The sequence below is a fragment of the Rhodanobacter sp. FW106-PBR-R2A-1-15 genome (genome assembly GCF_058789735.1).
This window is the reverse complement of the sequence record NZ_JBYTEM010000022.1, coordinates 42,449-57,436: the sequence shown is the minus strand read 5'-3', so window position 1 is coordinate 57,436 and position 14,988 is coordinate 42,449. Positions and strand designations below refer to the sequence as shown.

Genomic DNA, 14,988 nt, shown 5'->3' with positions numbered 1-14,988 from the left:
TGAAAAACTCCTCCGGACTTCGCCGGAATGACGAAAAAAAAACGGTTCTTCGAGGCGTACATGAGCAAGCACTACCGCAAGGCGATCGAGGCACTGCAGCTCGACCTGATCCGGCTGCAACGCGGCCTGCGCAGCAGCGGCAAGCGCTTGCTGGTGATCTTCGAAGGCCGCGACACCGCCGGCAAGGGCGGCACCATCAAGGCGATCACCGAAAGCCTGGACACGCGCGGCTACCGCGTCGCCGCCTTGCCGAAGCCGAGCGAGGCCGAGACCACCCAGTGGTACTTCCAGCGCTACGTCGCCCACCTGCCCAGCGCCGGCGAGTTCGTGCTGTTCGACCGCAGCTGGTACAACCGCGCCGTGGTGGAACCGGCGATGGGCTTCTGCAGCAGCACGCAATACGAGGCCTTCCTCAATGCCGTGCCGGCATTCGAGAAGCTGCTGACCGACGACGGCATCATCCTCATCAAGTACTGGCTGGCGGTGGACCAGGTCGAGCAGGAAAAGCGCTTCGCCGAACGCGCCGACGACCCGCTGAAGCGCTGGAAGCTGTCGCCGGTGGACCTGGTCGCGCGGCAGAAATACGCCGAGATGGGCCGGCTGCGCGACGTGATGATCGAACGCACGCACGCCAGGCATGCACCGTGGTTCGTGGTCGATTTCAACGACCAGAAGCGCGGCCGGCTCAACCTGATCCACCACCTGCTGCAGCAGGTGCCGCTGCACGAGGAAGCCGTGCCCGCGGTGAAACTGCCCAAGCTCAAGGGCAAGCCGAAGACCGAGCAGGTCACCGACAGGGCACTGTGGGTACCGGCAGCCGAATGACCTCAGGGTTCGCGGACGGGATCCGGCAACGGGTTCGCTTTCACGGCATCCTGCGGGATCAGCCTCCGGTAAATCGTGCTGCGACTGACACCCAGTTTGCGCGCTGCCGCCGCGACGTTACCGTCGCAGGCTGAAATGGCCAAGTCGATCGCCTGCTGCCCGATCGCATGGAGGTCACCGGACAAATCGGTAGCCATCGGTGCCGTCGTCGATGGTGGCTTTTTCATGTCGGCCGGCAAGTCGTCGATGGTGAGCGTCGAACCGACCTCGCCCAGAGCCATGAAGCTGCGCAGCAAGCCGACCAGCTGGCGCTGGTTGCCCGGCCACGACATCGAGGCAAGATCTTTTACAAGAGTGGGATGCAGGTGCATCGGGATCTGCTCTGCGCCCAGCGCATGCCAGAGCTGGCGAATCACCGCAGCAATCTCCGGATGCCCCCGCAGCGCCGGCAGGCGCAAGGTCGACTGTGCGATGCGGTAATAGAGATCGGCGCGGAATTCGCCGCGCTCTACGGCGGTGGCGAGGTCGCGGTGCGTGGCGGCGACCACGGTGATGTCGATGGCATGGGCGCGGCTGCCGCCGAGAGGCGTGACCTCACGTTCCTGCAATACGCGCAGCAGGCGGCTCTGCGTACCCAGCGGCATGTCGCCCAGTTCATCCAGGAACAGGATGCCACCATCAGCGCTACGCAGCAGGCCGGGAGCGCCCTCGCGCCGCGCGCCGGTGAACGCGCCGGGCATGTAGCCGAACAATTCGGATTCGATCAGGTTTTCCGGCAACGCCGCGCAGTTCACCGCGACGAATGGCATCCCGGCACGCTGGCTGCGCTTGTGCAACTCGCGCGCTACCACTTCCTTGCCGGTGCCGGTTTCGCCCTGCAGCAGCAGCGGAATGTCGGCATTGAGCAGGCGCACGCTGCGGTCGATCTCGGCGTCCAGCGCCGCGGAAAAGACCGCTACGGGAGCGCGTGCCGGCCGGGCTCGTGCATTGCGCGGCACGCGCGGGGCGATGCTGTTGTAGCTCAGCGCGTCACGCCAGGCATGCAGCATCTCGCCATTCTGGCAGCGCATGTCAGCGAGGCTGCCCGGCCGCGGCAGCGCCGAGGCGAACAATTCGTCGTAGCGACGCTTGCCCAGTTCGCTCCAGTCGACGCCAAGCAGGCGCAAGGCATGGCGGTTCGCGGCCACTAACCGATGTGCCTCGAACACCAGCATGCCTTCGCGCGCGGTGCCGAGCAGGTCGGGATCGGGCTGGATGCGCACGATGTCGGTGCGGTCGAAATGACCTTCGAACAGGCGGTGCTCGATCTGTTCCACTGCCAACTGCACCATTCCCAGCGCGTGCAGGTGGTGCACCGAGGATTCGCCGGAGAGATCGAGCACGCCGACCACGTTGCCGTGAGGGTCGAAGATCGGCGAGGCCGAGCAGCTCAGCACGCGATGCGGCGCGTAGTAATGCTCCCCGCCATGCACCTCGACCGCGCAACGTTCGATTAGTGCCGTGCCGATCGCATTGGTGCCGGTGACCGACTCGTTCCACGGTGATCCGGGGCGCAAGGCCACCCGTGCCGCCTTGTCCAGGAAGTCCGTATTACCGAGGGCATCGAGGATGAAACCATCCGGTGCCGTGAGTATCACGATGCTGCCGGCCTGGTTGGCGCTGGCATACAGTGTTTCAAGTTCCGGCCGGCACATCCGGCGCAACGCTTCGTACCGTTCCTGCATCTCGCTCAGGGCATGTCGCTCGACCGGCGCGACATCGGGACATGCATTCGCCACCAGGCCCTGCTGCCGGCAGCGATGCCACGAGGCAAGGATGTTGTCGGGCACCAGTCCACGCGGTTCCAAACCACCGTCGAAGAAGCTGCGGCGGGCCGTGTTGATCGATTCGACCAAAGCCGGATGGCGCACGTGGAACCTCATGTGTTGCATTTTGCGACATCGTCAGAAACGGATGTCTCGATAGAAGACACAAGGCCGCCCAAAGTGCAACAACGGCGCCTCCATACCGATGTTGCGTTGCGGCGGATGAAATAAATCTGTCAAGACTTTCGGCGTAACACGGCGCCATGGTCAATTGCGCCGGTGCAGCAAAATCATCTTCATGCAGACCGTGGCACGGCTCCTGCTCTGACGTCATTACCTTTCCACCGACGCAGAGCAAGCCACTATGACCAAGCTCGAACAGCAACATCTCGCCGTGCAGGTTCCCTTTAAACAGCGCTATGGCAACTTCATCGGCGGCAAGTGGACGGCGCCGGCCAATGGCAAGTACTTCGAGAACGTCACGCCGATCACCGGCCGTCCGTTCTGCGAGATTCCGCGCTCGGACAAGGACGACATCGAGGCGGCGCTGGATGCCGCGCACGCTGCCAAGGACGCGTGGGGCAAGACCTCGGTGGCCGAGCGCGCGCTGATTCTCAACCGGATCGCCGATCGAATGGAGCAGAACATCGACCTGCTCGCCTACGCCGAGACCTGGGACAACGGCAAGCCGATCCGCGAGACCATCAACGCCGACGTGCCCCTGGCGATCGACCACTTCCGCTATTTCGCCGGCTGCATCCGCGCGCAGGAAGGCTCGATCGGCGAGATCGACCATGACACCGTGGCTTACCAGTTTCACGAACCGCTGGGCGTGGTCGGGCAGATCATCCCGTGGAACTTCCCGCTGCTGATGGCCTGCTGGAAGCTGGCGCCGGCGCTGGCTGCTGGCAACTGCGTGGTGCTCAAGCCGGCCGAGCAGACCCCGGTCAGCATTTTGGTGTGGGCAGAGCTGATCGGCGACCTGCTGCCGCCCGGCGTGCTCAACATCGTCAACGGTTTCGGCCTGGAGGCCGGCAAGCCGCTGGCATCGAGCCCGCGCATCGCCAAGATCGCGTTCACCGGCGAAACCACCACCGGCCGGCTGATCAGCCAGTACGCCAGCCAGAACCTGATCCCGGCAACGCTGGAGCTGGGCGGCAAATCGCCGAACATCTTCTTCGCCGATGTCGCCGATGCCGACGACGATTTCTTCGACAAGGCGATCGAAGGCTTCGTGCTGTTCGCCTTCAACCAGGGCGAGGTGTGCACCTGCCCGAGTCGCGCACTGATCCAGGAGTCGATCTACGACAAGTTCATGGAACGTGCGCTCAAACGCGTCGCCGCGATCGTCCAGGGCAATCCGCTCGATCCGAAGACCATGCTCGGTGCGCAGGCCTCTGGCGAACAAATGGAGAAGATCCTGTCGTACTTCGACATTGGTCGACAGGAAGGCGCCAAGGTGCTGATTGGCGGCGAGCGCAACACCTTGGGCGGCGAGCTGAAGGAAGGCTACTACGTGAAACCGACGGTGTTGTTCGGTCACAACAAGATGCGCGTATTCCAGGAAGAGATTTTCGGTCCGGTGGTTTCCGTGACGACCTTCAAGACCGATGAGGAGGCGTTGGCCATTGCCAACGACACGCTGTACGGGCTGGGCGCCGGCGTGTGGACGCGCGATGGCACCCGCGCTTACCGCTTCGGGCGCAGCATCCAGGCTGGCCGCGTGTGGACCAACTGCTACCACGCCTATCCGGCGCATGCGGCATTCGGCGGTTACAAGCAGTCGGGTATCGGCCGCGAGAATCACAAGATGATGCTCGACCACTACCAGCAGACCAAGAACCTGCTGGTCAGCTACTCGCCGAAGAAACTCGGCTTTTTCTGAGTCGACCGATAGCGAATGGCCGTCTGGCCGTCCGCTGTCTAACCATCGCCACGGATGAAGAACGGGCACGGATGCCCACCATTCCATAGCGACTTCACCGGGAAAAACCCGTACGCGAATTGTCTGCGGCAATCGCGCGGGATCGGCTTGGCCTCTGATTGGCTGACCGAAGCGCAACCACACGTGCCAACAACAGCGGCGTGTCGATCGAAGCCAAGACGTCGCAATTCATCAATCATCAATGGGGAGAGGCATGATGAAAAAACACACAAAGCAATGAGGACACGACGACGTGTCGGAGTAGCGCAGGCCAGCCTGTCGGCGGGGATCGTGTTGCTGGGTCTGGCGGCATGTCCGTTGACGGCCGGTGCCACCGAGATCAGTGGCGACAGCTGGAAGGTGGACATCAGAGGCTACGTCAATGCCTTCTATACGACGGTGAGCTGTTCGGGTGCCGCCGTGGGCGGCACCGCCCTGGCCTCGCAGGGGCTGGGCTGCGGCGGGCAGCAAAACCGCACGACGATCGGCAACGGCTTGCTGCCGGATGCCCTGATCAGCAAGTTCAGCACCAGCCAGGAAGGCATTGACGTCACCGCCCAGGTCGGCCTGATGGTGCACACGGCGACCTTCGATGCCCTAGCGGCAAACAACGGCATCGACGTCCGCCAGGCGTACTTCACCCTGGGCACACCGGATTTTGGCGCCGTCAAGCTTGGCCGTGACTACGGCATCTTCGGCTCCAATGCGATCCTGACCGACATGACGTTGCTGGGCGTGGGGGCACCCGTACAGGCCACGCAACGCGGTCGCGTGGCGTTGGGCCACATCGGCGCCGGTTACAGCTATCTGGGCAATTACGGCCAGATCGGCTAGCGCAGACGGTCATCTCTACGCATTCGATGCCAAGACGGGCAAGGTGCTGTGGAAGAGTGCGCAGCTGAGCTCCGGCGTGGAAGGTGTCCCCAGTACCTGGAAGGTCAATGGCAAGCAGTACGTGGGTGTGTATGCGGGCTGGGGCGGCGCCACACCGATCTGGGGTGGCGACATGGCCAACGACCCGCGTGTGGCCAACATCCCGGTGGGTGGTCACCCGTACGCAGGTCGATGTCGACCCGCGCCAGGCGACGTCGGTTGCCAGCCTCTACAACACGCGCAAGAGCATTCGCCAGAACCAGCTCGGCGCGATCTACGAACAGCAGACGGACAACGGCGACCAATGGCGGCTGATGGGCTATTACGGCCGGCGCAGCATCGTGCAGCACCTGTCGATTCCTCCCGGGGCACAAAAAAACCCGCTGCAGTCGGGTGGCGTGATCTCGCCTGATACCGGCTATGGCGGTGCCGACCTGCGCTGGACCCATCGTGGCCTGCTCGCCGACCGAAGCTATGAACTCGTCGTGGGTGCCAGCGGCGACTACCAGCGCCAGCATCGTACCGGCCACGAGAACTTCATCGGCAGCACACTGGGTGTCCACGGCCAGCTGCGCCGGAACGAACACGACAACGTCAACGACGTGGCCGAATACGCGCAGTGGTATTGGTACATGGCCCAGCACTGGTCGCTGCTGCTGGGCCTGCGGCATGACCGGGTGCGCTTCTCCGAACACGATTTCTACATCACCGCAAGCAACCCGAACGACAGCGGCCACGTCACCTACAGCGCCACCACGCCAGTGCCAGGGCTGCAATTCCACCCGAACGACAACCTGCGGCTTTACGTGAGCTACGGCAGGGGATTCGAAACGCCAAGCTACAACGAGCTGGGCTATCGCAGTGACGGCCGAGCCGGCCTGGCCTTCAACCTGCGTCCGGCACGCAGTCGCAATCTGGAACTGGGCGCGAAGTGGCAGCTGGACCACGGACTGGAATTCGATGCGGCGGCTTTCCGCGCCGACACCAGCAACGAGCTGGCGGTCGCGACCAATCAGAACGGCCGCGCCACCTACAGCAATGTCGGCAAGGCGCGCCGGCAGGGCGTGGAGCTGTCGCTGGCCGGTGAACTGGATAATTCGTGGCGGATCAAAGCAGGCCTTACCCATCTGCAGGCACGCTTCCGCAGCGACTTTCTCACCTGTACCGGCACTCCCTGTTCCACAGCCACCACCGCAGTACCCACCGGCTCGCGCATCCCCGGCGTGCCCGACAACTATGCTTCACTGCGAATCGAGCATGGCGACGAGCTGGGCTGGCGCGAAGGCGTGACCGCCAGCACCGTGGATGCTGTTGTCGTCAATGACACCAACACGCAACGCGCGCCCGGCTATGGCCTGGTCGACCTCGACGTGGACTACGCATTCATGCTGGATAGCGGCACCAGATTGCAGCTCAGCGCACGCGTGGACAATGTCGCCAACCGCCGCTACATCGGTTCGGTCATCGTCAATGATGGCAATGACCGCTACTTCGAGCCCGGTCCCGATCGCACCTATATGCTGGGCGCGCGGCTTGCATTTCAGGAGCCTGCCGGGCTTGAGTCGGTCGCGTAGCCGAATTTGACCAGCTTCGCTGTTGTGAGGCTCCTCGCCTCGACCACTCAAGTCTGACAGGCTCCTACCATCCGCTCAGGGAGAACACCATGTCCGCATCCGCAACCATCACCAAGGTCACAGCCACTAACGCCGCCGAGGCACTCATCGAGCAGTTGCGGGAAAAGCACGGGCCGGTACTTTTCCACCAGTCCGGCGGTTGTTGCGACGGTTCGTCGCCGATGTGCTACCCACAGGACGATTTCATCGTCGGCGACCGCGACGTCAAGCTGGGCGAGATTGCCGGTGCACCGTTCTACATGAGTCCGTCGCAGTACGAATACTGGAAGCACACTCAGCTGATCATCGACGTGGTTGCAGGTCGTGGCGGCATGTTCTCGCTCGATAACGGCGAGGGCATGCGCTTCCTCACCCGCTCGCGCCTGTTCACCGACAGCGAAATCGAACAGCTGAAAAGGGAGGAGCGGTTTTGAGCGGCATGCGCAGCGAATGAGTTCCCACGCTAGCCGGTGTGGAAGCCGTGCAGATCCTGCTCCGGCAGGTCCTCGCGGCTGACCGTTTCGACCCGCGCCGCGGACGGTCCCTGGTGCAGCCAGCGTTCCAGCGCATCGAGCGCCTCCGCCGTGCCGCAGGCCAGCACCTCGACGCTGCCGTCCGGCCGGTTCCTCGCGTGCCCGGCCACCCCGAGCGCCAGCGCCTGTCCGTGGGTGCTGGCGCGATAGAACACGCCCTGCACCCGGCCGCTGACGATGAAGCGCGCGGTGGGCATCACTTGCCCCCGATGATCGCTTCCAGCGACGCCTCGGTCACCGGCCCCACGATGTGTTTCGCCACCTCGCCGTCGGGGTTGATCAGGTAGGTGGTGGGCAACCCGCGCGGTTCGTCGAAGTCCTTCGGCGGCTGGTCCAGGCTGACCTGGGCGATCGGATACACCACCGGATGCTTGGCCAGGAACGCCCTGATGTCGGCCGGCTCGCTGTCCTCGTAGGCCAGGCCGATCGCGGTGGCGTTCTGGTGCGCGGCGACGAAGCGCGAGATGTCCGGCATCTCCTTGATGCACGGCACGCACCAGGTCGCCCAGTAGTTGACGATCACCCACTTGCCGCGCTGCGCGGCCAGGTCGAAGGTCCTGCCGTCCAGCGTGGTGACGTGCAGGGTCGGCTGCGCCGGCATGGCCGCCTGCACGGGTATGGCGAACGCGAGCGCGATGGCCAGCGCGGCGGCCGATCGGCACAGCGATGTGAACAGTGTCATGCAGGGAGTTCCTCGGGGTCGGCCGCCGGGTCGGCGGCAGGGGGATAGATCTCGTCGAGCCGCGCGCCCAGCTTCGCCCGCAGCACCGCGGCCAGTTCGGTCAGCATCGCCAGCAGCTCCGGCGGCAGCGCGATGCCCAGCGCGGCTGCCTCATTCTGCGGCTGCAGCGGCAGGCGGTAGTCGGTGTGCCGGTATACGCGCAGCAGGTCGGTGCTGTCCAGGCTGCGGCACAGCAGCCAGCCGCCGGTTTCGCCGCGCCGGATCAGCTCGGCCCGCTGCAGGTCGTCGAAGTAGTCGGCGATCAGCGCGCTGCGCAGGTACGGCTCGCTCGCACGCAGCTCGGCGGGATCCACGCAGCCGCCACGGCGTTGGGCCTCGACGAGGTGGCGCAGCACCACCAGCAAGCCGAGGAACTCGGCGCCTTCGGGCAGCGTCTGCATCGGCGCGTGGTATTCGAACGCGGAGGCGGCCGCAGCGACCGACGCGGCCAGGATCACGATCACCCACGACAGGTAGATCCACAGCAGGAAGATCGGGATCGCCGCCAGCACGCCGTAGATCTGCTGGTAGGTCTGCGCCTGCTGCACGAACTGGCCGAAGCCCCAGCGCGCGATCTCGAACAGCACCGCGCCGAGCAGCGCGCCGATCGCCGCGTCGCGGCGCGACACCTTGCAGTTCGGGATCACCGAATACATCAGCCACAGCGTGAAGAACGTCACCACGAACGGCAGCGTGCTCAACAGGCCTTGCGCGACCCCGCCGAGCTGGTCGGCGGCGCTGTGCAGCAGCGGCGCAGCGATCAGGTAGGAAGTCACCGCGATGCCGCCGACCACCAGGATCGGCCCCAGCGTCAACGCCGCCCAGTACAGCAGCAGCCGCGAACTCCAGCTGCGCGCCTGCTGCACGCGCCAGATCCGGTTCAGCCGGTCCTCGATGCTGATCATCATCGAAAGCGCGCTGAACAGCATCACCAGGATGCTGATGCCGGTGAGCTTGCTGGCGTTCGCCGCGAAGCCGAGCATGGTCGCCTGCACCGCCTCACCGGTCGACGGCACGAAGTTGCTGAACACGAAGTCGATCAGCGTGTCGCGCGCCGGCTGGAACACCGGGAACGCCGAGAACATCGCCAGCACCGCCACCGTCAGCGGCACCAGCGAGACCAGCGTGGTGTACGACAACGCGCCGGCCGTCTCGAAGCACTTGTCGTCGACGAAGCGCCGCCAGAGGAAACGGCCGAGGCTCTTCGTGCGGTCGCGGTTGAAACGCCGGATCATCGCTTTCCTGTCAGTGTCGGCATGGGCAAACCACCGACATCGTGGGTACCGGCCGGTACACTAGCGCACTGGCTGTGAATGCCTCAAACGGGCGGGTCGACGCCACATGAACCAAGAAATCCTGGTCCTCTACTACAGCCGCAGCGGCCACACTGCCCAATTGGCGCGGCTGGTCGCGCGCGGCATCGAGGAAGTGCCCGGCATGCGCGCGCGCCTGCGCCAGGTGCCGCCGGTGGCGCCGGTCACCGAGGTGGCCCAGCCGCCCGAGCCCGAGGACGGCGCGCCGTACGCGACGAAGCAGGACCTGCTCGACTGCGCCGGCCTGGCCATGGGCAGCCCCACCCGCTTCGGCAACATGGCTGCGCCGCTGAAACACTTCCTCGACACCACCGGCGCCGAATGGGCCAGCGGCGCGCTGGTCGGCAAGCCGGCGGCGCTGTTCACCTCCACCAGCACCATGCACGGCGGCCAGGAATCCACCCTGCTGTCGATGGCGCTGCCGCTGCTGCACCACGGCATGCTGCTGCTCGGCGTGCCGTACACCGAGCCGGCGCTGACCAGCACGCAAAGCGGCGGCACCCCCTACGGCGCCAGCCACGTCGCCGGCGCCAAGGGCGACAACCCGATCAGCGAACACGAACGCGAACTGGCCCGCGCACTGGGCCACCGCCTCGCCGATACCGCGCGCAAGCTGGCGGCCAGCGCATGAACGCACGCCCCGCCCTGCCGACCGAACAGCGCGTCGGCCTGTTCGCCTGGGCCGCGCTGGTCGCGCTGCAGTTCGCCTGGCACGTCTGGCTGTTCCCGCCGAGGACCCTCCCGCTCTGGCTGGTGCTGGCGCTCGCCGTCGTCCCGCTGTTGCTGCCGCTGCTGGCCATCCGCGACGTGCGCCGCGCCCTGCTCTGGGTCGGCATCCTCAGCCTGTTCTACTTCTGCCACGGCGTGTCCGAAGCATGGAGTTCGGCCGGCGAGCGCTGGTTGGCGGTGACGGAAATCGTGCTGACCGTGCTGCTGATCGCGACGCTGGGGGCAGGGGTGCGCGGCGGCGGCGACCGGCGTCGCCGCCAACGCGCGATTGATCGACGGCGCCGCGCCTGACCGTAAGTGAACCTGACCCCGTTCGGAAACGGGGTCTGCTACCGATGCCGCCGAATGCTGATCAGCGGGCGCGTTTGCGGCGGCTGCAACGGCTAAATGCGAGTCCGGCCAGGCCAAGGCCGAAAAGTACGGGTGTTGGTGGTTCGGGGACTGATACACCGCCGCCGCCGCCCGTAACGGTCTTACCGTTCGCCAACAGGCTGGAGAAGCCAGCAGGATAATCGGGGCCACCGTTGAAGTAGCTGGTTGTGAACCCTAGCGCAGCAAAAAAACCTGCCTGGTCATAGGCCTGATGGCTCCAGCACCTAATAAGGCCTGGCTGTGTGAAGCCATTCAAGGTCCCGGCGGCTGTGACTGTCTCGCCATCGCTGCAGCCTGAACCGGCCAGACCGCCGCCAAGACCGGAAACGTGCGCATTGCCGGCACCGCCGGCACCAACGGCAAAGTCCCATGCCACACCGCCGGTGTAGTTCTCGATCATCACCGTGCCGCCGGCCGTCAAGTAGGCGCTGATAGCCGCCTCTGCACCAGAAGCAGTGACCAAGCTGTCATCCTCAACACAACAACCACCGCCGGAGGAGATGAAGTACAGAGCGACATAATCACTCAAAGGCCCCGCAGCGGCCACGCTCGCGAAGTTCACGATAGAGTGAGTCCCCGAAGACAACGTGGCGCTGCCGATCGCAGCAATTGGTCTTGCATCGCTGCCTCCAATCGCTGTCCAAGTCTGATCGCGGTAGGCGACCGCATTTGGATCACCGAATCTAGAGTGGAGCCCGATCGCATCGCTGCCTTCCAAGATGACGGTCGCGTTAGCCGGCTGAATCAGGGCGCCCGCAAGAATCAGAACAGCGGCGCCGACCCAAGTGCTCCTCAACACACCTCTTATGGTCTTCAACATGACATGGCTCCTTTAATTAAACAGTGAAACAGTGGAGAGCCGGGACAGGCGGGACCTCCACATGATCTCAAACCCAAACTGCTTATCAGGCTGGGATTTACATTTAGGAGGTTAGCGAGTGTCTCAGACGTTTTTTTACGTGAGCTGCCTGGACCAATAGTCCCAAGCACCAATTTTTAGCACACTTCGTGCCAGAGCATAAAATTTTGTTTTATCAATGCGTTGCATTTATTTAACAAGTGATTTTAAGCGATTCTTGTAATCCCTTCCGACACTTTCGCAAAGCACTCCGGGAAACCGGAAGAAGGTGGCATGTTCATGCCGTAACGACATGGTTCGGCTGGATCACCGCGCCGGATTGATCCGACGAACCTGAGTCGGGTCATGGAAAAGAAATGGGGCCTAGGCACCAGGTTCCGTGTGATTCTCTAGAGCAACGGGTCTGGCGTTTGAGCGCGGCCCGTGTGCGTTGAGCCAACTCTATCCGTACCTTGGAGCCTGAGACAGGCTGACCCTGCACCCTCTTGCCCGCACCACGCCGCGCACGATTTCGGTGCGCGCGCCGCACACGAAACACTCACCGCATCACCCAAACACCACCATGCTCTGCCGACTCAACGCCACCGGCTCGCCACCCGGCCCCCACAGCATCACGCTCTGGTTGGTATAGCCATCGCGTGCAGCAATCAGTTCGGCATCCACTCGCCAATCATCCAGGCCAAGGTCGTCGTAACGGTCGCGCAGCAGTTCGAGCATCCAGGTGAGCGAGCTGCCGGGGGTGGGGGCGGCGAACATCGACAGGGCGATCGGCGGGATGAAGTCGGCGAAGGCGAGGACGTGGGTTTCGTCGACGGGGCCTTCGTCGCGCAGCGAAAGCTGCAGCACGCTTTCGCGCTGATGGCCGCCGCTGAACGGCAGGTCGCCGCGCAGCCAGCGTGCGCGGAAGTGCTGGGTGAAGGCGGGCATGCGGCCTTCGACGTAGCGCAGCTCCGACGCTGCTGCATGTTCCACTGGCGATTGCACGGGCTGGAAATCCAGTATCGACGGCCGCGCGCTGCCGAACACGCCGAGCAGGCGGCACAGGATCTGCTCGCCGTCGCACAGGCTGGCCTCGACCTGGATCGCGCTGCGACCCGCGCGCAGGCGCTGTGCACGGATGCTCACCGTGCCAGCCGGCACCGGCGCCACGAAGGTGGTCTGCAGGCTGCGCAAGGGCATGTCCGCCGGCACCCATTCGCGCATGGCGCGCAGCGCCAGCGCCGCCTGCAGGCCGCCAAAGGCGCTGCGCCCCTGCAGCCAGTCTTCACTAACCGTGGCCTGCCAGCCGTCGCCGTGGCGGGCGACCGTCTGCATCGCTTCGGAAAATCGCATGGGTGGCGCCTGCATCCGAGAAGGGCTTTCGATAATGCCAGCGCGGCGCATCGAACGCCGCACGCCTATACTTGACACCTCAACTCTGGACGGAGCGCGCCATGGCTTTCCTGCAGGATCCGCCGCAACTCCCCCATCCGTATCGCAGCGACCGCGTTCTGCTGGCCCTGCTCGATCGCGCACTGCCCGCCGACCGCCGCGCCGCGCTGGACGCCGACCTGGCCGCACTGGGCGATTACGCGCAGATGGCTTGGCGACGTGCGTGCACCACGACGCCGCGCAAGCCGGTACTGACGCCATGGGATGCATGGGGTCGCCGCATCGACCGTATCGAGCTGACGCCGGCGTGGCAGGATGGCGCGGCGATGACGACGCGGCACGCGGTGCTCGCCGCCGGCCACGCGGACAGCGAGCATGCGCGGCTGGAAGAGTTTGCCCGCGTCTACCTGTATCACCTCGCCAGCGAGTTCTACACCTGCCCGCTGGCGATGACCGACGGCGCGGCCACCGCGATCAAGGCCTCCGGCAACCGCGAGCTGATCGAGCGTGCGTTGCCGCGTTTCCTCAGCCGCGATACGGCCACGTTCTGGCTCAGCGGGCAATGGATGACCGAGAACGTCGGCGGTTCCGACGTGGGCCACACCGAAACCGTCGCGCGGCAGGATGCGAGCGGCCAGTGGCGGCTGTACGGGCGCAAGTGGTTCAGCTCGGCGGTGGTCGGCGAGGCCGCGCTGGCGCTGGCGCGACCGGAAGGCTCCGGCCAGGGCGGTGCCGCGCTGGCGCTGTTCTACGTCGAGACGATGGACGGCGAGCGACGCAAGCCAGAGCTGGTGATCGACCGCTTGAAGGACAAGCTCGGCACGCAGGAACTGCCCACCGCGGAGATCCATCTGGACGGCCTGCCCGCGTGGCCGCTGGGCGAACTGGCCCACGGCGTGCGCCAGGTGACGCCGGTGCTCAACATCACGCGCACCTGGAACGCGGTCTGCGCGGTCGCCAGCATGGCGCGTGCGATCGGCCTGGCGCGCGACTTCGCCGAGCGCCGGCGCGCGTTTGGCCGTCCGTTGATCGAGCAGCCGCTGCACGCGCAGACGCTGGCCGACATGCAGGCGGAGTTCGAGGGCGCATTCGCGCTGGCGTTCGAGGTCACGCATCTGCTCGGCCGCGTCGAACAGGGCGCGGCCGCGCCGCACGAGGCGGCACTGCTGCGCCTGCTCACGCCGCTGGCCAAGTTGTGGACCGGCAAACTGGCGGTGCAAATCTGCTCGGAAGCGATCGAATGTTTTGGCGGCGCCGGCTACATCGAGGACACCGGCCTGCCGCAACTGCTGCGCGACGCGCAGGTCTACCCGATCTGGGAAGGCACCACCAATGTGCTGTCGCTGGACAGCCTGCGCGCACTGGTTGGCGACGGCCTCGACGCGTTGCGCACGGCCTGCGCCGGCTGGCTGGACGGCAACGATGACATGCACGCGGCCAACGCGATCCGGCAGACGCTGGACGCGGCGGCGCGCTGGCTCGACCAGCACGCGACCGCGCGCGACACGCTGGAAGCCGGCGCACGCGGCCTCGCCTTCACCCTGGCGCGCTGCGCCGGGGCGGCGCTGCTGGCGCGCCAGGCGCGCTGGTCGAGCCGCCACGGCGACCGGCGACCGGCCGCGGCACTGCACCGCTTCGTCGGCCACGGCCTCGACCGGCTGGTCACGCCAGACACGGACAACACCGCATTGCTGCTGAGCTAACGCGTACCGTAAGGCGGGCACCGCCCGCCGCCCTTCCACGCGCATCGCCACGAACCAGGATCAAAAGCCGGCGGGCCGTGCCCGCCCTACGAACTGCGCTGACAATTTTCGAAGTTGAGACGAGCACCACGGCCACGACCGGCCGCCACCGGATGCTCCAGGCCACCCCTGATTTTTCCAGGCCCCCGAAACCTGTAGGAGCCCGCTCGCGGGCGATGCTTCTGCTCTTGCGAATCCCGAATCCCGAATCCCGAATCCCGAATCCCGAATCCCGAATCCCGAATCCCGAATCCCGGCCTTCAAAGCATCGCCCGCCAGCGGGCTCCTACAAGAAAATGCTGCGGCAA

At 65.3% G+C, this 14,988-nt stretch carries 14 protein-coding genes and 1 pseudogene; 9 read left to right on the top strand and 6 right to left on the bottom strand.

What is annotated here, in order from left to right:
* The first annotated feature begins 60 nt into the window (after positions 1-60).
* The gene (gene ppk2, locus AC3WTD_RS12325) at positions 61-825 is read left to right on the top strand and encodes a polyphosphate kinase 2 (protein ID WP_027493516.1); all 765 of its coding nucleotides are present in this window, start codon (positions 61-63) and stop codon (positions 823-825) included.
* Positions 826-827: 2 nt separating this feature from the next.
* On the opposite strand, the gene AC3WTD_RS12320 is transcribed toward ppk2, so the two are convergent.
* Positions 828-2,756, bottom strand: coding sequence for a sigma-54-dependent Fis family transcriptional regulator (locus AC3WTD_RS12320; RefSeq protein WP_492613957.1), 1,929 nt, complete (start codon positions 2,754-2,756; stop codon positions 828-830).
* 238 nt (positions 2,757-2,994) lie between these two features.
* Between AC3WTD_RS12320 and adh the strand changes: the two genes are divergently transcribed.
* From adh to AC3WTD_RS12295, 5 genes and pseudogenes are all read left to right on the top strand, one after another.
* Positions 2,995-4,515 (top strand): aldehyde dehydrogenase, encoded by a 1,521-nt coding sequence (gene adh, locus AC3WTD_RS12315; protein WP_492613956.1) that lies wholly within the window; start codon positions 2,995-2,997, stop codon positions 4,513-4,515.
* A 276-nt stretch (positions 4,516-4,791) separates the two neighbouring features.
* Positions 4,792-5,388, top strand: coding sequence for a hypothetical protein (locus tag AC3WTD_RS12310; protein WP_492613955.1), 597 nt, complete (start codon positions 4,792-4,794; stop codon positions 5,386-5,388).
* A pseudogene (locus AC3WTD_RS12305) lies at positions 5,360-5,452 on the top strand (PQQ-binding-like beta-propeller repeat protein); the annotation flags it as partial. The gene AC3WTD_RS12310 and the pseudogene AC3WTD_RS12305, both read left to right, overlap by 29 nt.
* Positions 5,453-5,597: 145 nt before the next feature.
* On the top strand, positions 5,598-7,001 hold the full coding sequence (locus AC3WTD_RS12300; protein ID WP_492613954.1) for a TonB-dependent receptor family protein: 1,404 nt from the start codon (positions 5,598-5,600) through the stop codon (positions 6,999-7,001).
* 89 nt (positions 7,002-7,090) lie between these two features.
* The gene (locus AC3WTD_RS12295) at positions 7,091-7,474 is read left to right on the top strand and encodes a DUF779 domain-containing protein (protein WP_027493518.1); all 384 of its coding nucleotides are present in this window, start codon (positions 7,091-7,093) and stop codon (positions 7,472-7,474) included.
* Positions 7,475-7,503: 29 nt separating this feature from the next.
* Here the strand turns inward: AC3WTD_RS12295 and AC3WTD_RS12290 are convergent, their stop codons facing one another.
* Genes AC3WTD_RS12290 through AC3WTD_RS12280 form a run of 3 tightly spaced genes read right to left on the bottom strand, consistent with a single transcriptional unit; the run spans position 7,504 to position 9,529 of the window.
* The gene (locus AC3WTD_RS12290; protein WP_027493519.1) at positions 7,504-7,770 is read right to left on the bottom strand and encodes an acylphosphatase; all 267 of its coding nucleotides are present in this window, start codon (positions 7,768-7,770) and stop codon (positions 7,504-7,506) included.
* Positions 7,770-8,255 carry a TlpA family protein disulfide reductase gene (locus AC3WTD_RS12285; RefSeq protein WP_492613953.1) on the bottom strand — a complete coding sequence of 162 codons (486 nt, stop codon included), beginning with the start codon at positions 8,253-8,255 and terminating at the stop codon, positions 7,770-7,772. Before AC3WTD_RS12285 ends, AC3WTD_RS12290 begins: the two co-directional genes overlap by 1 nt.
* Positions 8,252-9,529: a YihY family inner membrane protein gene (locus tag AC3WTD_RS12280; RefSeq protein ID WP_027493521.1), complete on the bottom strand. Its 1,278-nt coding sequence runs from the start codon at positions 9,527-9,529 to the stop codon at positions 8,252-8,254. The genes AC3WTD_RS12285 and AC3WTD_RS12280 overlap by 4 nt, the downstream gene beginning before the upstream one ends.
* A 106-nt stretch (positions 9,530-9,635) precedes the next feature.
* On the opposite strand from AC3WTD_RS12280, the gene wrbA reads away from it, so the two are divergent.
* Positions 9,636-10,238, top strand: a complete 603-nt coding sequence (gene wrbA / locus AC3WTD_RS12275; RefSeq protein WP_027493522.1) for an NAD(P)H:quinone oxidoreductase — start codon at positions 9,636-9,638, stop codon at positions 10,236-10,238.
* Positions 10,235-10,627: a DUF2069 domain-containing protein gene (locus tag AC3WTD_RS12270; protein ID WP_492613952.1), complete on the top strand. Its 393-nt coding sequence runs from the start codon at positions 10,235-10,237 to the stop codon at positions 10,625-10,627. Before wrbA ends, AC3WTD_RS12270 begins: the two co-directional genes overlap by 4 nt.
* A 61-nt stretch (positions 10,628-10,688) precedes the next feature.
* Here the strand turns inward: AC3WTD_RS12270 and AC3WTD_RS12265 are convergent, their stop codons facing one another.
* Both AC3WTD_RS12265 and AC3WTD_RS12260 read right to left on the bottom strand, forming a co-directional pair.
* A complete protein-coding gene (locus tag AC3WTD_RS12265) occupies positions 10,689-11,528 on the bottom strand; it encodes a PEP-CTERM sorting domain-containing protein (RefSeq protein WP_492613951.1) in 840 nt (279 codons plus the stop codon).
* A 585-nt stretch (positions 11,529-12,113) separates the two neighbouring features.
* A complete protein-coding gene (locus AC3WTD_RS12260) occupies positions 12,114-12,899 on the bottom strand; it encodes an acyl-CoA thioesterase (protein ID WP_492613950.1) in 786 nt (261 codons plus the stop codon).
* A gap of 101 nt (positions 12,900-13,000) precedes the next feature.
* Here AC3WTD_RS12260 and AC3WTD_RS12255 point away from each other — a divergent pair, with 101 nt between their 5' ends.
* Positions 13,001-14,641, top strand: a complete 1,641-nt coding sequence (locus AC3WTD_RS12255) for an acyl-CoA dehydrogenase family protein (protein ID WP_027493525.1) — start codon at positions 13,001-13,003, stop codon at positions 14,639-14,641.
* Positions 14,642-14,988 lie beyond the last annotated feature (347 nt).

Excerpts from the sequence above, each read along its gene's own strand:
- ppk2 (WP_027493516.1), top strand. The coding sequence starts at position 61 with ATGAGCAAGCACTACCGCAAGGCGATCGAGGCACTGCAGCTCGACCTG.
- AC3WTD_RS12320 (WP_492613957.1), bottom strand. The coding sequence starts at position 2,756 with ATGCAACACATGAGGTTCCACGTGCGCCATCCGGCTTTGGTCGAATCG.
- adh (WP_492613956.1), top strand. The coding sequence starts at position 2,995 with ATGACCAAGCTCGAACAGCAACATCTCGCCGTGCAGGTTCCCTTTAAA.
- AC3WTD_RS12310 (WP_492613955.1), top strand. The coding sequence starts at position 4,792 with ATGAGGACACGACGACGTGTCGGAGTAGCGCAGGCCAGCCTGTCGGCG.
- AC3WTD_RS12295 (WP_027493518.1), top strand. The coding sequence starts at position 7,091 with ATGTCCGCATCCGCAACCATCACCAAGGTCACAGCCACTAACGCCGCC.
- AC3WTD_RS12290 (WP_027493519.1), bottom strand. The coding sequence starts at position 7,770 with ATGCCCACCGCGCGCTTCATCGTCAGCGGCCGGGTGCAGGGCGTGTTC.
- AC3WTD_RS12285 (WP_492613953.1), bottom strand. The coding sequence starts at position 8,255 with ATGACACTGTTCACATCGCTGTGCCGATCGGCCGCCGCGCTGGCCATC.
- AC3WTD_RS12280 (WP_027493521.1), bottom strand. The coding sequence starts at position 9,529 with ATGATCCGGCGTTTCAACCGCGACCGCACGAAGAGCCTCGGCCGTTTC.
- wrbA (WP_027493522.1), top strand. The coding sequence starts at position 9,636 with ATGAACCAAGAAATCCTGGTCCTCTACTACAGCCGCAGCGGCCACACT.
- AC3WTD_RS12270 (WP_492613952.1), top strand. The coding sequence starts at position 10,235 with ATGAACGCACGCCCCGCCCTGCCGACCGAACAGCGCGTCGGCCTGTTC.
- AC3WTD_RS12265 (WP_492613951.1), bottom strand. The coding sequence starts at position 11,528 with ATGTTGAAGACCATAAGAGGTGTGTTGAGGAGCACTTGGGTCGGCGCC.
- AC3WTD_RS12260 (WP_492613950.1), bottom strand. The coding sequence starts at position 12,899 with ATGCGATTTTCCGAAGCGATGCAGACGGTCGCCCGCCACGGCGACGGC.
- AC3WTD_RS12255 (WP_027493525.1), top strand. The coding sequence starts at position 13,001 with ATGGCTTTCCTGCAGGATCCGCCGCAACTCCCCCATCCGTATCGCAGC.